Origin of the sequence: Microcoleus sp. K5-D4 (assembly GCF_036704575.1) — a bacterium.
In the GTDB taxonomy this organism is placed as follows: Bacteria; Cyanobacteriota; Cyanobacteriia; order Cyanobacteriales; family Microcoleaceae; genus Microcoleus.
Map to the genome: position 1 here is coordinate 29,311 of NZ_JAUBSD010000055.1, position 15,910 is coordinate 45,220.

Annotated in this window: 10 protein-coding genes; 6 read left to right on the forward strand and 4 right to left on the reverse strand. The window is 44.5% G+C overall.

Annotated features, from left to right (window positions below):
- Positions 1 to 3: 3 nt before the first annotated feature.
- From QUA77_RS17835 to QUA77_RS17855, 5 genes are all read left to right on the forward strand, one after another.
- On the forward strand, positions 4 to 2,193 hold the full coding sequence (locus tag QUA77_RS17835) for a tetratricopeptide repeat protein (protein WP_445302086.1): 2,190 nt from the start codon (positions 4 to 6) through the stop codon (positions 2,191 to 2,193).
- Positions 2,194 to 2,402: 209 nt separating this feature from the next.
- Positions 2,403 to 2,999: a tRNA isopentenyl-2-thiomethyl-A-37 hydroxylase MiaE gene (locus tag QUA77_RS17840; protein WP_333451527.1), complete on the forward strand. Its 597-nt coding sequence runs from the start codon at positions 2,403 to 2,405 to the stop codon at positions 2,997 to 2,999.
- Positions 3,000 to 3,090: 91 nt separating this feature from the next.
- Positions 3,091 to 3,585: a GNAT family N-acetyltransferase gene (locus tag QUA77_RS17845; protein WP_333042130.1), complete on the forward strand. Its 495-nt coding sequence runs from the start codon at positions 3,091 to 3,093 to the stop codon at positions 3,583 to 3,585.
- 22 nt (positions 3,586 to 3,607) lie between these two features.
- Positions 3,608 to 4,150 (forward strand): MAPEG family protein, encoded by a 543-nt coding sequence (locus QUA77_RS17850; RefSeq protein WP_333042128.1) that lies wholly within the window; start codon positions 3,608 to 3,610, stop codon positions 4,148 to 4,150.
- Between the two features lie 76 nt (positions 4,151 to 4,226).
- Positions 4,227 to 5,615 (forward strand): cytochrome P450, encoded by a 1,389-nt coding sequence (locus tag QUA77_RS17855; protein WP_333451529.1) that lies wholly within the window; start codon positions 4,227 to 4,229, stop codon positions 5,613 to 5,615.
- Between the two features lie 56 nt (positions 5,616 to 5,671).
- Here the strand turns inward: QUA77_RS17855 and QUA77_RS17860 are convergent, their stop codons facing one another.
- The 3 genes from QUA77_RS17860 to QUA77_RS17870 form a co-directional block, all read right to left on the reverse strand.
- Positions 5,672 to 9,514: a PAS domain S-box protein gene (locus QUA77_RS17860; RefSeq protein ID WP_333451532.1), complete on the reverse strand. Its 3,843-nt coding sequence runs from the start codon at positions 9,512 to 9,514 to the stop codon at positions 5,672 to 5,674.
- Positions 9,515 to 10,006: 492 nt separating this feature from the next.
- Positions 10,007 to 11,398 (reverse strand): malic enzyme-like NAD(P)-binding protein, encoded by a 1,392-nt coding sequence (locus QUA77_RS17865; RefSeq protein ID WP_333042122.1) that lies wholly within the window; start codon positions 11,396 to 11,398, stop codon positions 10,007 to 10,009.
- Positions 11,399 to 12,112: 714 nt separating this feature from the next.
- Entirely contained in the window at positions 12,113 to 12,508 is a 396-nt protein-coding gene (locus QUA77_RS17870) for a hypothetical protein (protein ID WP_333042120.1), read from the reverse strand.
- Between the two features lie 349 nt (positions 12,509 to 12,857).
- Between QUA77_RS17870 and argS the strand changes: the two genes are divergently transcribed.
- On the forward strand, positions 12,858 to 14,615 hold the full coding sequence (argS, locus tag QUA77_RS17875) for an arginine--tRNA ligase (RefSeq protein WP_333451534.1): 1,758 nt from the start codon (positions 12,858 to 12,860) through the stop codon (positions 14,613 to 14,615).
- Positions 14,616 to 14,903: 288 nt separating this feature from the next.
- On the opposite strand, the gene QUA77_RS17880 is transcribed toward argS, so the two are convergent.
- The gene (locus tag QUA77_RS17880; RefSeq protein WP_333451536.1) at positions 14,904 to 15,746 is read right to left on the reverse strand and encodes a YheC/YheD family protein; all 843 of its coding nucleotides are present in this window, start codon (positions 15,744 to 15,746) and stop codon (positions 14,904 to 14,906) included.
- Positions 15,747 to 15,910 lie beyond the last annotated feature (164 nt).

The window sequence follows — 15,910 nt, forward strand, 5'->3', positions numbered from 1 at the left end:
CAAATGAATTCCGATTTTCCCAACCAATCCGAAACACCCCAATTTGAAGATGCTGCATCGCTGACAGTCGTTGCAGAAACCTATTACTCTCAAGGCAATTTAGCAGCAGCCGTCGCTGCTTGTCGCCGAGCTCTGGAATTGCAACCGGATTGGGCGGCGGCTTACGTGACAATGGGCAATGTGCAGCAAGCAAGCGGCCAAATTGAGGAAGCGATGCGGTTTTATTCTGAGGCGATCGCCCTGAATCCGGACTTTGCTGAGGCTTATGCTAATTTGGGCAGTATGCTCTACAAACAAGGGCATTTGGTGGAGGCGGTTGTCAATTACGAAAAGGCGATCGAACTTAAACCAAATTTGGCTGCTGCTTACTGGAATTTGGCAGGGGCACTGAAGCAGCAGGGGCAGCAGGATGCAGCGGTAGCATACGAGCAAAAAGCTCTCGAACTCAATCCCCACCTTGCTCAGGTAGATTTTCACTTAAATTTAGGAGATAAATTAGCGCAGCAAGGGAAGTTAGATGAGGCTGTGGCTGCATGGAAGCAGGCGATCGCATTTAAACCTGATTTAGCCGAAGCATACTGTCAAATTGGCCGAGTTTTGCGCCACCAGGGTCAATTTAAAGACGCAATACCCAACCTTCAAAAAGCCCTAGAAATTAAACCCGATTTTATTTCTGCCCACCAACATTTGTGCGGCATCCTCAGAGATACTAGCGATTTAGCTGCCGCGCGGCAAGCCGTGCACCAATACAGCCAAATGTGTGCCGAAACCGATCCAATTATGACCGCGATTTACTTCATCAGCACCTATCAAGTGTCGGGATTAAATCAAATTGCGGGCGATCGATTTTTAGAGCTAGAGTCGTACTTGCAGCAAAACTTAGAAACCGCTAGCCCGGTGGAAATTAAATCGCTTTATGCAAACTTGTTATTCAGCACGCCCTATTTGCGAGATGACTTGGCGGCAAACTCAAAACTTTACAGATTAATTTCCCAAAAGTATATCGACCAATGTATTAAACCTAATTTTTCTCAACCCGCAAATTACAGTTTCAAACCAAGTGCCCCATCCAGCAAGTTAAAAATCGGCTTTTTGTCCAATCACTTTAGCCGCCATTCTGTAGGTTGGTGCAGCGCTGACATCATTCGCGAATTGTCCGACATCACACCCAATGTGTATTTGTACGCTTCCGAAAGAATTGTTCCTGACGATCGCACTCAGCAATTTGAAAGTTGGGGCAAACTGACTTTTCCGACAACCTACCCCAACGGACTTGCCAATTCCGCAGAAATTATCGACAAAATTCAGCAAGATGAATTGGACGTTTTAGTTGATTTAGATTCTCTCAGCGTACCAGTTCACGCTGACATTCTCTACCAAAAACCCGCACCAGTTTGTGTTTCTTGGCTGGGATTTGACGCCCCTTACATATCGCCGGAAAATTACTTTCTTACAGACTGGCACTCGCACCCAGCCGGGCGGGAAAAATATTATGACGAGCACCTAATTAGGATGCCTGATTCCTTTGTAGCAGTGTCCGGTTTTCAGAGATATGGAGTCGATCCCGTTGCATTGAGAAGGTCGCATCGGATCGGTTTGGATCAGATAGTTTACCTGTGCGTCGCTCCCGGAAGAAAATTCAATAGCGAGTTGGTAAAAGCACAAATTGCGATTCTCAAACAAGTGCCAAACAGTATTTTAATTCACAAAGCTTTAGGCGATGCTGCGGTGTTTGAGGCTGCATATCACCAAGCTTGCGAAGCTGAGAAAGTGAGCAAGCACCGAATTAAGTTTTTGCCAAGGTTTGCTACTGAGGAAGAACACAGAACTATCTATTTGCTGGCCGATGTTTTGTTAGATTCTTATCCTTACAACGGAGGAACTCACACTTTAGAGGCTTTGTGGTTTAATTTGCCAGTGGTGACTCGCACAGGAGAGCAATTTTTGTCGAGAATGGGTTATTCGTTTTTGCAGACTTTGGGAATTGAAACAGGCGTGGCTTTGTCTTGGTCGGAATATGTGGAAGTGGGTGTAAAATTGGGTAAAGATCGTGAATTGAGAAATGCAATTAAAGCACAGTTGGTGAAATCTAAAGATCCAGCAAATTTGTCGCCCCTGTGGAATGCAAAAAAGTTTGCGGGTGATATGTATGCGGTGTTGGAAAAATTGTGTAAAATCAATTTTGAAAAGTAGGGACACGGCATTGCCGTGTCCTACTCCCCGCGCTGGACACGGCATTGCCGTGTCCCTACAATTAATCGGGCGATGGTTACATTTTTCATCAAGGAAGATAGATTATTTTGGGGTAGGGAAACGGCATTGCCGTGTCCTCGGTTGCCTATCGTTCCGATGCCAAGGTCAACGATATCATTCCTCATCTCAAATCTCAAATTTAAAATGGTATGACTTCAACACTGCCAACTATTAAGTTTTTGAAACAGCCGACTTCGGAAGCTTGGGTGCAACAGGCGATCGCCCATTTGGATACCATCTTATTAGACCATTCTCACTGCGAACGGAAAGCAGCGGGAGTAGCGTTAAATTTAATGTTTCGCTACCCAGCAAGGGAAAAATTGGTGAGGATGCTAACGGCGATCGCCCGCGAAGAATTAGAGCATTTCGAGCAAGTCAACCAGCGGTTAGAAAAGCGCAGCATTGCTTTAGGCCCTTTGGCTGCACCTCCCTACGGTGCTGGTTTGTCCGCCCAAATTCGCAAGCAGGAACCGGAGAGACTTTTGGATTCTTTGTTGGTTTCTGGTTTGATAGAAGCCCGCAGTCACGAACGGTTGGGGCTGCTGGGCGATCGCTGTCCCGACGCGGAATTAGCTAAGTTTTACCGCAGTTTGATGGCTTCGGAAGCGCGCCATTACGGGGTATATTGGATTTTGGCAACAACTTATTTCGATCGGGATATTGTGATGCAGAGGTTGGAGGAATTATCATTAGTAGAGAGCCAGTTGCTGGCAAGTCTTCATCCCGAACCGAGAATTCACAGTTAAAATCTAGGTGCATTTAAAGACTGTAAAATACAAAAAACAACTAATTTTACAGTTGCTCAAGTCAAAAAATAAATATACGTTGCAACAACCCATGAAAACCCAACATCTGGATTTTTTAATTCGTTCCTGGGAAACGCGCGATCGCGCTGAGGCGTTCTATTTAATTAGGGATGTTTTAGCAGAGTACGGTTTAAAATGCGAACCTCACGGGGCCGATCGAGATGTCTATGATGTAGAACTACATTATCATAATCAAGGCGGCGAATTTTGGGTAGTTGAACGCCAGGGTAAAATAGTGGGTACGGCGGCTTACTATCCGATTCAGCGCGGAAATAATGCTGTGGAAATTCGCAAAATGTATATTTTGCCCGCAGCAAGAGGACAAGGTTTGGGGAAATTTTTACTGCAAGAATTGGAAAGTAAAATTATTGCTCGCGGCTTTGAGGAAATCTGGATAGAAACTGCCAGCATTCTCAAAGAAGCTGTGAAAATGTACGAGAATAGTGGATATCTACCGACAACTGGTGTGGAGACGCCAAGGTGCGATCGGGTTTACGTAAAATCTCTAGGTATAAAAAAGCTATAATAAGGTTTGCTTTTTGTAAACAATGATTAATTTACTCAGCTTCAATCCACAACAGCAAATAGTTGTTTGGCGAGGCATTTCTGCCTTAATTTTCTGCCTTACTTTTGTACTGATTGGTTATTTTTTGATAGCGCTGCCCCTACCCCTATTAAATACCACAGAGTCGCGCCTAATTTTCAGCCTTCGCTGCCAAATTTTTCCGGTACTGATGTTATTTGCAGGCATAGTTGCAGTTGGTAATGGTAGATTTAGCAGCCCAGCCATCAACCCTTTAGCGAATGCCGAATCAGAAGCAATGCGGATTCATTTGCGTTATCTGAGCAACACTCTAGAGCAATTTGTGCTGTTTTTTGTAGGCAGTTTAATCCTTTCTACCTTTTTAGATACTTACAGCATCAAGCTGATTCCAATTTTGGCAACTTTGTTTGTTTTGGGAAGAATAGCGTTTTGGATAGGCTATCTCAAAGAGCCGATAGAACGAGCTTTTGGCCTGGGAGTTACTCTGTATCCTACTATTGCCGTACTAATTTATGATGCCTACCGCGTACTATTTTTCAATAGCTGAGGGATTTGAGATTTTTTGGAAATAAGACTTATGCTTTGATTAGTCCTGTGAAACCCTAAAACTATGAGAAAAACAAATGACTATCCGCACAGAAAACTCTCAATCTCAAAATCATGCTACCAACAAATTGCTAGACGGCCCTAAAGACACTAGAGTTGTTCAGACAGTGCAGGGACTTTTAAATCCTCTGTATTATTTAGATAATAATTATCAACGCTATGGCGACATTTTTACCAGCAAATTCAGCAACTTTCCGCCCCAAGTAATTATTAGCAATCCTCAAGCTATTCAAGAAATTTTTACATCCGATTCCCAACTCTTTGAATCCGGTCCTGTCAATCAGATAGGGCTACCTTTAGTAGGATCTAATTCGTTATTTTTATTAGATGGCGCTCGACATTTGCAGCAGCGCAAACTTTTAATGCCACCTTTTCACGGTGAACGCATGAAAGCTTACGGACAAATCATCCGCGATACAACCGAAAAAGTAATTAATAATTGGACTCCTGGTAACTCGATTATCGCGCAATCAAGTATGCAGGAAATTTCCTTGGAAGTAATTCTGCACACGATTTTCGGGCTGAGCGAAGGAGAACGCTACCAGCAAATTCAGCAATTAATTACTAATATGTTTAGCCTGTTTAGCAATCCATTAAGCGCTACCTTTTTGTTTATCAAGTCGTTGCAAAAAGATGTAGGTGCTTGGAGTCCGTGGGGAGGATTTGTGCGACAAAGAGAGGGTTTAGATGAACTGCTTTATCAAGAAATCCGCGATCGCAAAACTCAGTCTGAACCATTGGGCGAAGACATCCTGAGCTTGTTAATTTCAGCTCGTGACGAAGCGGGACAGCCGATGAGCGACGTTGAATTGCGGGATGAATTAATGACAATCTTATTCGCAGGACACGAAACTACAGCCACAGCTTTAGCCTGGGCTTTGTATTGGATTCACTACATCCCAGAAGTCCGTGAAAAACTGCTACAAGAACTCAATTCTATTGATGTCGAAAATTGCGACCCGGCGGAAATAACCAAACTCCCATATTTGAATGCTGTATGTTGCGAAACGCTGCGGATTTATCCGATGCTATTTTTTGCATTTCCGCGCCTTCTGCAAGCTCCGATGCAGTTAATGGGTTATAAGATTCCCCAAGGAATGATACTTTCCACCTGCATTTATTTGGTCCACCACCGACCGGATATTTACCCGGAACCAAAATGTTTTAAACCAGAACGTTTTCTCGAACGTCAATTTTCGCCTTACGAATATTTGCCGTTTGGGGGAGGAAACCGCCGCTGTATTGGCACGGCATTTGCAATGTTTGAAATGAAGTTAGTAGTGGCGAAAGTGCTGTCACGATACTCTTTAGAACTTGCAGAAAATCGTGCGGTTTTGCCCGTACACCGCAGTTTTACAATGGCACCGGCTGGTGGTGTGCGTCTGGTGGTAAAGGGTAGGATTTGAATCCTATCAAATTCGGTCGATCGAGCACAGATGATATGATACCGATACAACGGGTTTTAATTTATATTTTGCCGCAGAGGAATCTCGATCGCAAATTCGGAACCTTCTCCCAATACAGAATTGCAAGAAAGCTTGCCACCGTGTTTTTCTACTATAATAGAGTGCGAAATCGCCAATCCTAAGCCAGTTCCTTTGCCAATGGGTTTAGTAGTAAAAAACGGGTCAAACAAGCGCTTTTGCACATCTTCGCTCATCCCAGGGCCACTGTCAGCTATCCATATGGCAACACTGTTATTGTCGGTTACTTGGGTGCGAATCGTAATTGCGAGATTTTTGGCGGTGCGATCGGATTTCTTCATCTCCATTTCTAATGCGTCTAGCGCATTGGTCAACAAATTCATAAATACTTGATTTAACTGACCGGGATAACATTCAACTAAAGGCAAATTACCGTATTCTTTAATCACATTAATTGTCAGGTGATCGGCTTTATGTTTCAGGCGGTTTTGCAAAATTAGCAGCGTGCTTTCAATGCCTTCGTGAATGTCAACTTTTTTCTTATCGGCTTCGTCAAGTCTTGAAAAAGTTCGCAGGCTCAAAACTATGTCGCGGATGCGATCGGCTCCAACTTTCATAGATGCTAAAATTTTCGGTAAATCTTCAATAAGATAATCAATTTCAAAGTCTTCCCTTGCATCTACAATTCTTGCGCTAGGCTGCGGGTATTCCTTCTGGTAAAGTCGCAGCATTTTTAGCAAGTTTTGAGTGTATTCGCTGGTGTAGCTGAGATTGCCATAGATAAAATTAACCGGGTTGTTAATTTCGTGGGCGACACCTGCTACTAACTGTCCCAAACTAGACATTTTTTCACTTTGAATTAATTGAGTTTGGGTACGTTGGAGTTCGCGCAAAGTTTCTTCTAGCTGTTGAGTTTGAGCTTGAGCTAGTCGGGCCGCTTTGCGGGTTTGGGTGTAGAGTTCGGCGTGGTCGATCGCGATCGCAATTTGAGCGACCACCGCTTGCATCAGTTCGACTTCAGAGTCGCTCCAATTTCGCACGGACATAGCTTGATAGCAGGTAATCACCCCAATATCGCCGGCAGCAGTATGAATTGGCAGCGACAGCACTGAGTTAAATTTTGAAGCCTGGAAAAGTTCGCGCAATTCTACATCTTCAAAAGTGCTGACATCATCAATTCGCAGAATTTCTCGCCGCAAAATCTGTCGCACAGCAAAACAAGATTTGTCGTCTATAAGATAAGTGCCGAGAATACTCGGCAAATCTGCATTCTTGGCTTCAAAAGTTACGTCCCAAACCGGAGGATTGTTGTTGGGGCGATACCAAGTGAAAATGCACCAATCTAGGTACATCAGATTGCGAATTTCTTGAACTGCGGTTGCTAAAATTGTGTCTAAATCTAAAGAAGTGCGGATTTGGTTGGCAATTTGATTGAGCAGTTGTTCTCGCTGAGCTTGCTGTCTGAGGGCTTGTTCCGATCGCACTAATGTTTCTTCTGCAAGTTTGCGATCCGTTAAATCTTGGAGGACTGCTTGGATGATTTTTTCATTTCCAACCTCGATGATTGTCAGCACGACTTCTGCGGGAAAATCAGTACCGTCTAAGCGCTGATGAACCCAATCAAAACGGTGCTTTCCCCGCTCAAAAGCGATCGCTATCATTTCGTTAACCAAGCTCAAAGAATCTCTGCCGTTGGGTTGGAAAAGAGGCGAGAGTTTGCCAGGGTTTTGGCCGTACAACTGTTGCGGGGTAGTACAGCCGAATAGTTTTAGGGTGGCTGTGTTGGCATCGGTGATGGCATTGTCACATAACATAAAAACAGGCAAACTGGTTAATTCGTAGAGCGATCGAAATTTGGCTTCCGACTGCTGCAATGCGGCTTCTGTTTGCTTGCGATCGGTAATGTCGGCAACCATTGCCAAGGCGCCCACATAGCGTCCCTGTTTGTCTGCCAATGAATTAGTAGAAACCATCGCCCACAAGTCGCTGCCGTCTCGGCGACGGAACTTAAAATCGAGCTGTTCGCGAATTCCTTCACGGCGGCGTTCGAGACTGACTTGTGCGAGCGCGATGCCTTCTGCATCCATGAAAGCAAATAGGGGCTGTCCGATCATTTCCTCTGGAGTGCAGCCGAGCATATCGGCCATTTTTTGGTTGACAAAAGTAGTTTTACCATCCGTATCTATCATCCAAATTCCTTCGTCTGCTGTCTCGACAATGCACCTGTATTTTTCCTCGCTTTCTCTGAGCGCTTCTTCTGCTAATTGGCGAGCCGTAATGTTTTGAGTCATTAGCAATCCGCCGATAATTTCTTGCCGTTCATTTCTGACTGGCAAAGCATAACCGAGGTAAACGCGATCGCTGTAAAAAATTTCTGTAACAACTGTTTCTCCTGCCAGTGCCGCCCGATAAGTTGGCTCCAGCTCAGCGCAAACATCTGGCTTGAATACTTCCCAGATTGTCTTGCCTTCCATCAATTCTTTGGCAAGCCCCACTGCTGCTAATTCTGTACCTTCTACCAGCGTGTAGCGCAGTTCTGGATCGAACAACATCACCGCACCGTTAGGAAAGTTGCTTGCCATAGTGCGGTAAAGCTGTTCGCTTTTTTGCAGCGCAGCCTCTGCTTGTTTGCGATCGCTAATGTCAACTACGACTGCACCGATCCCGAGAGCCTCGCCATCTTTGTCTAGCAATGGAAAATAAGAGCCTGTCAGGTGTCGGACAAACCCAGGCTTTCTGGGATTGTCACCACTCATCTCGATATTAATTAAGGGTTGTTTTGTCCTCAAAATTTGTTCGTACAAAGGCTCTATTATGGAAGCCATATTCGGCAATATTTCGCGTACAGTCTTGCCGATGTGAGCTGCTGGACTCAGGCTATTTATTTCTGCTAAAAATTGATTAATTTGCACGTAGCGCAATTGCGAGTCCAAAATGCAAAGTCCCGCCGGCGCCTCCTTTAAAAAGGCATCAAATAGTCCTTGTCTTTGTGCTAATTCTTGTTCTAAAGCTTTGCAAACGCTGAGATCTGTTAAAGAACCCATCATCCCCACAACTTCTCCCGTGTTGTCTTTCAATAGCGAGAGCATCAGGTGCGAGGAAAAATTTTCTCCCGATTTACGGCGTGTGATAACTTCAATTTCATGCTCGCCTTTTTTGTGTAGCGGCTTGATGACTTCCTCTAACAAAAATTCTTGCTGTTCAGGTGGGTAAATTAGAGAAATGTGCTGTCCGATAACCTCAGTTGCTAGATAGCCGTATAACTTTTGGCAGGCTTGATTCCAAATGGTGATCGAGCCGTCCCTATCTGTAGAAATTACTGCCTCGTGAACTTGGTCGATAATTTGACTTTGTAGACGTAATTTTTCTTGAGTTTGTTCCAGTTCGGAGATTTTTTCTTCGAGTAGTTTCTGAGTTTTTTCCAGTTCCGCAGTCTGCTTTGTCAGCAATTTTTCCAGATGGGAATTGCCCTGCGGGGGCGCTGATTCCAGGGGAGCGCTATTTTGATCCCGATTATTAAAGATTTCTTCAACACTGAGCCAAATCGCGCACTGTCCCTCTGTTTCAATTGCCCGCTCGGAAACTCGCACGGGTACGAGGTGGTTGTTTTTATGTTTGTATGCTGCTTCGCACAGGTGCGTGTGGCTATTTTTTGCTTGACATTCTAGATATTTTTCTGGGCGGGCGCACTGTGTTTGCTGAATTTCCCAGTAGTTGAGGTGAAGAGTTTCTGCAACTGTGCGGCCGATAATACTTGCAAAAGCTGGATTTACGTCGAGAAAAGTCCCGTCCGTCCGGCACAATGCCAGCCCGATAGGGCTGAGTTCTAACAATTGGCAACGGGAGCGATTGCGCTTGGCTTTTCCTAACTGGCTTTGCATCTGACCTAGCTGGACTTGGTTTATTTAATTATATCTTTTTATCTTGTTTATTGCTGTGAGTTTTATCCTTAATTAAGAAAGAGGGAAGAAGGAAGTTCGGCAACGAGCCGTCTACGGAATTTAACAAATGTAACGGATGGATGCTGAGGTTGGAGGGAAGAAGGAAGAGGTTGGAGGTTAGAGGTTCGAGGCAAGTTCGGCAACGATCCCTGTACGGGATTTAACGGATGGATGTTGAGGAAAAAGACAAGATGGGGAAACAAAAATGAGTAATAATCAACAGGGAGGAGGAAAGAGGGAATGAGAAGAAAGCAGAAAAATCACAACAGAAGAAGTACAAAACTGGTACAAAGACCATTAATTTATACATGATATATTCCCTCCAAAGTTCTTCCTTCTTCCTTCTTTTTTCCTTCCTTCCTTCTTGCTGACATCCGTTACATCCGTTACATCCCGTACATTGCTAGTTGCCGAACTTCCTTATTCCTTCTATTAATCGCGGGCAATACCTTCGGATCTGGCAGCCAACTGCACTGCACCGGCGACAGCAATGGCAACTCTTTCGTCAAAAACAGATGGTATAATGTGTTCTTTGTCAAGCTGGGAAGGGCTGACTAAAGAGGCGATCGCATAAGCTGCTTCCAAATACATACTGGGCGTAATCGTGGTTGCTTTGCAGTCTAAAGCACCTCGAAATATCCCCGGAAATGCCAAAACATTGTTAATTTGATTCGGGTAGTCGCTGCGTCCGGTTGCTATGATCACCCCATCCTCCACAATTAATTCTGGCTGAATTTCAGGAATGGGATTTGCCATTGCAAAAACAATGGGATTCTCGGCCATCGAACGCACCATCGACCGGGTAAGCACGCCGGGGGCGCTGACGCCTAAAAATACATCCGCACCGGCGATCGCATCTTCCAAAGTACCGCTCGAAGGCACAGCAAATTCTAGTTTTTCTGGGTTCATATCCGTGCGGTCTTGGGAGAGGACGCCTTTGGAGTCGCACATGATGATGTTTTGGGCACCTGCTTTACGCAGCAACCGGGCGATCGCGACTCCGGCCGCACCTGCTCCGTTAATCACGATACACACTTCTTCTATGGATTTTTTCACAAGTTTCAAGGCATTAATTAATGCTGCCAAACTAACAATCGCAGTGCCGTGCTGGTCGTCGTGAAAAATGGGAATATCTAAGGTTTCCCGCAATCTGGCTTCGATTTCAAAGCAGCGGGGAGAAGAAATATCTTCGAGGTTAACGCCGCCAAAAACCGGGGCGATATTCTGCACTGTGCGAATAATTTCCTCGGTATCTTGGGTATTCAAACAGATAGGAAAGGCGTCAATACCTGCAAATTCTTTAAATAGCATGGCTTTGCCTTCCATGACTGGCAGTGCGGCGGCAGGGCCGAGGTTTCCCAGTCCCAAAACTGCGCTACCGTCGGTAACAATGGCAACAGTATTTTGTTTGATTGTGAGGTTATAAACTTGTTGCGGGTCATTAGCGATCGCAGTGCAGATGCGGCCGACTCCTGGAGTGTATGCCATTGCCAAATCTGACTGGCGTTTGAGGGAAATTTTGCTAACTACGCTGATTTTTCCGCCGCGGTGCAAGTTGAAAGTGCGATCGTACACGTCGATCACTCTGATATCTGGCAGCGCTTTCACTGCTTGCACTATTTCTTCATTGTGCTCGATGCTGTAAGCATCGACGGTGATATCGCGAACTGTAGTGGCGCGGGTTTGCTCGATCAAGTCGATTTGGCCGAAGTTGCCGCCAACAGATGCGATCGCGCTGGTGACTCTTGCCAGCATTCCCGGCCGGTTCGGCAGAGCAACCCGAATTGTTAAACTAAAGCTGGGATTTGGTGTCAGTTTTACCATGATGCCTTGATTTCAGATTTGAGAATTTCAATCTTAGATTTTATCGCCAATGTTAGGCATAAAATTTAATAATTCAAATTTTCAACTGAAATTTTTAACAAATTCTATGAGCCTGTGGTACGATCGCTCTGCACTGCCAAGGGTGTCGCTGGAAACCTCATCTTTTTTTGAGTAAAGCTTTGCTCTGTTTCGAGCTGGTGACTCTCCCACAAACAGCCTATTTTCTGTCAATTTCCCAGCGAACCGCGAATATGAAGCGCGGGGGTAGAAACCGAGTTTCTGAGGTCAACGTGCGAAAGTCTTATCTATTTTTGAGAATATTTCTGCTTATTCTGAACATCAGCAGATATTTCCCAAAAATCTATTTTTTACCGATACCGCCTCATTCCTGCTGCTGTCTTTTGAAGCGAGACACCCCGGAGAGTTGATGCGGCTTTTTGGTGGCCTTTATTGGGAATGTAAAAAGTAGATGCACGGCTGTTTGAGCCGGCAGGTAAAAATATGATCGACTGACAAGCGGGCTTTTTATATATATTTTGCCTGCTTGTTTAACACTTGCCAAGGATTGCGAGTGCAACCTTGCAAACGCTCTAATTACCTGCACGCTTTGCCCGATAATTCCAGGGACTGTAACTAACAGACAATCTACCCCGCACCACCACAGGCACAGGTTCAGCCGAACCGTGTTGAGTTGCTGGTTGCTAACTTTCAATTTTACCGATCAGCTGCAGCATCGGCCCATATAATTGTAAAGAATTTGCAAGCCAGACAATCCGGGGGAACTTTTTCTAAGTCTTGCATATCTACCGGTTGCTCTGCTTCGCTGCCGGGGGGAACTATGCACAGGGCAACTTGTCCGACTCCAGCCATGAGTTCGGCCACTCGCTCCAAAATACTGTCCATTTTTTCCATTAGTTGCTCTGCGGCATCCAGACTCGGCGCGATGATGAAAAAGGTTTTGACTCCATCGGGACAAGGGGCGAAGCCGAGGGTAGACTCTCGCAATAGTGCTTGGGTGGAGAGACTGAAACCGTCGTAGAAGCGATCGATTACTGCTTGATAAAAGGCTTGGGTCAGAGAGCGATCGCCAAAAATAGGTTGAGATAACATAACTACTTCCTTTCGTAGGATTTTTGGGTGCATTGAAAAAATTTTAACATACCTTAATGTAAGCGATTTAACTAAATGATCTAGCGATCGAGATCATTGACTAGATGTGATAATTTTTAATTTGTGTAGCGATCACAACTGTGATAAAATGTACTCTGTGCTATTACGGTCAGTGATTTTGATCGCATCACCAGCTCAAAGCTAAGTACAAAATTTCCTAGTAGGTGAGGAGAGGAGGAGAGGGCCAGAGGGAGAGAACCAGAGGAAAATTACCTAAGTAGTAAGAGTATTATTGGCACAAAGTGCTTAATCTAGAGTTTAAAATAAACATCCCATCAAAATATTCAAGATGAACTCGATCGCCCAACAGTTAAAAGCAAAATTTGAAAAAGCATTCACCGCGGCATTCGGCGAAAGTTATGCAGGTGCAGATCCGATGCTAGCCGCCACCAGCAATCCCAACTTTGGGGACTTTCAGTGCAACGCGGCCATGAGTTTGGGGAAAAAGTTAGGAAAGCCCCCACGGGCGATCGCCTCAACAATCATCGAAAACCTAAATATTACTGACATCTGCGAAACCCCAGAAATCGCCGGGCCCGGTTTTATCAATTTGAAGCTGAAACCGGCTTATTTGGAAGCGCAAATTAGTGAGATCGCCGGCGACTCGCGTTTGGGGATTGAACCGGCGAAAACGCCTCAGACAATCGCGATCGACTTTTCGAGTCCGAATATAGCCAAAGAAATGCACGTCGGACACTTGCGATCGACAATCATCGGAGATGCGATCGCCCGCATCCTCGAATTTCAAGGCCACGACGTACTCAGAATCAACCACATCGGCGACTGGGGCACCCAATTCGGAATGCTGATCGCATACTTGCGCGAAGTTCACCCCGAAGCCCTCACAACCGCTGACGCCCTAGACTTAGGCGATTTAGTCGCATTTTACCGCCAAGCAAAACAGCGCTTTGACACAGACGAAACCTTCAAAGAAACCGCCCGCCAAGAAGTAGTAAAACTGCAAGCAGGCGCCGAAGACACCCGTCGCGCTTGGAAATTGCTGTGCGATCAATCGCGCCGCGAATTTCAAGTAATCTACGACTTGCTCGATATCCAATTAACCGAACGCGGCGAATCGTTTTACAATCCATTATTGCCCGCTGTAGTCGAAGATTTAAGCAACTTAGGTTTGCTAGTAGAAAGTGACGGCGCGAAATGCGTTTTTGTAGACGGTTTCACCAACAAAGAAGGCGAACCACTGCCGCTAATTGTCCAAAAAACCGACGGCGGATACAACTACGCCACAACAGATTTAGCAGCAGTGCGCTACCGCATCCAAAAAGACAATGCAAAGCGCATAATTTACGTCACCGATTCAGGACAAGCGAACCATTTTGCCCAAGTATTTGCAGTAGCCAGAAAAGCCGGTTGGATTCCTGAAGATGTCGAAATAGTTCACGTTCCCTTCGGTTTGGTATTGGGAGAAGACGGTAAAAAACTCAAAACTCGTTCTGGGGAAACGGTGCGGTTGCAGGATTTGTTAGATGAGGCGATCGTTCGCGCCACCAAAGATTTGGAAGACAGATTAGTCACAGAAGAAAGACAGGAAACTCAAGAGTTTATAGCTAACGTAGGTCGCGTAGTTGGTTTGAGTGCAGTTAAGTATGCAGATTTGAGTCAAAACCGCGCCAGCAACTATGTATTTAGTTACGACAAGATGCTCGCATTGCAAGGAAATACCGCTCCTTATATGCTGTATGCTTACGCGCGCGTGCAGGGAATTCGCCGCAAAGGTGAGATTGATTTCGAGAATTTAGATGCGGGTGCGAAAGTAATCTTGCAGTCTGATGCAGAGTTGGTTTTAGCCAAACATTTATTGCAGTTGAGTGAAGCGATCAATGCGGTTGAGGGCGATTTATTGCCGAATCGAATTTGTCAGTATTTGTTTGAATTGAGTCAAAAATACAATCAATTTTTTGAGCAGTGTCAGGTGTTAAAATCTGAGGAACCGTTGCGGACTTCGCGGTTAATTTTGTGCGATTTGACGGCGAGGACTTTGAAACTGGGGTTAGGATTGTTGGGGATTAAAGTCTTGGAGAGGATGTGATATAAAGTTTGTAGCTGTAGGGTGCGTGAGAGCAATCAATATTTGAATCTAGATGATGAGACTGTTTGCACCCACGCACCGCCCCAAGTCTTGAACAATACCGATGCAACCGGAAATAAGATAATTTTAACCGCTGATAAACGCTGATAAATGCTAATGAAAGACGATGGGATAGGGCGAGAATTTATTCCCAAGTTTCCTCTAATTCTAACATTTCTGATGTCATGGCTTTTACTTTTTGTGAGATTGGGATTTAGTTAATTGTAGCGCCTCTCTAAAATCCAGCACTTACGCCTTTTTGTTGACAATCAAGCTCTCCAAAATGTCTTTAAACATTGTTACGACAATTTGGCGATCGTTATCTCTGACAAAAATATCGTAATTGGGACTTGAGTTAATTTCAATCAACCAATATGCTCCGTTTTGATCTAGCGCGATGTCAAGCCCAGCATAATTAATCGCAATTTCAGCAAAAACAGGTTTAACAAAATCTTCAATTTCAGACATGAGATTGGGGTTAATTATATGTTTAGCTTTTGCACCTTCCCAGTGCAGCGGGCTTAAATTCCCCGCAAATTTAGCCTGAGATTTGTCTTTCTCGTACAGCAAAACTAGCTTTTCTTTGCAGAATACAGCCCGATATTCGTGGGCAATTTTGATATATTCTTGAGCGAGCGCTACATAGTCATAATCTTTGCTATTGACATTAAATATAATTTCTATGGCTTCTTTAATTTGCTCTCTACTTTCACATAAAAAAACATTGTTGCCACCAGCACCGCGATTTCTTTTGAGAATCACCGGAAAAGCGATTTTTTTGTTTACTTCTAAAACTATTGATTCAAGATCTAGGAAACTCAAATACTTTTTATACTTCTCCTCGCAGTGAGGCGAGACAAAACCGAAAGTTCTGGGAGTATTTATTTTGCCGTTTAATAGTTGATAAGTATATTCTTTGTCTTTAAAAATCTCTGCTACTGACGCGCTGTTAAATGGCGTCATGTAATTTACAAAATAATATTCTTCGCCGCCCTGTTTGAGTCTAATCAAGTTTTGGGAAGGATGCAGGATTTCGTAAGGGATATTTAATTCCTCACAAGCTGCCAGCAGGATTTCAATATTGGTTAGCATAAAATGTAACTTAATTAGAAATTAATTTTAAAGATTTGAGATTTGAGAATCGCTTCCAAATCTCAAACCTCAAATTCGTTAGCGCAGCCCGCCCCTTGTATCTTAAAAGAGTCAGGCGATAGATCGCTACGTCAGTCAGTTGATCGTTACACCAAGCAGGCGAT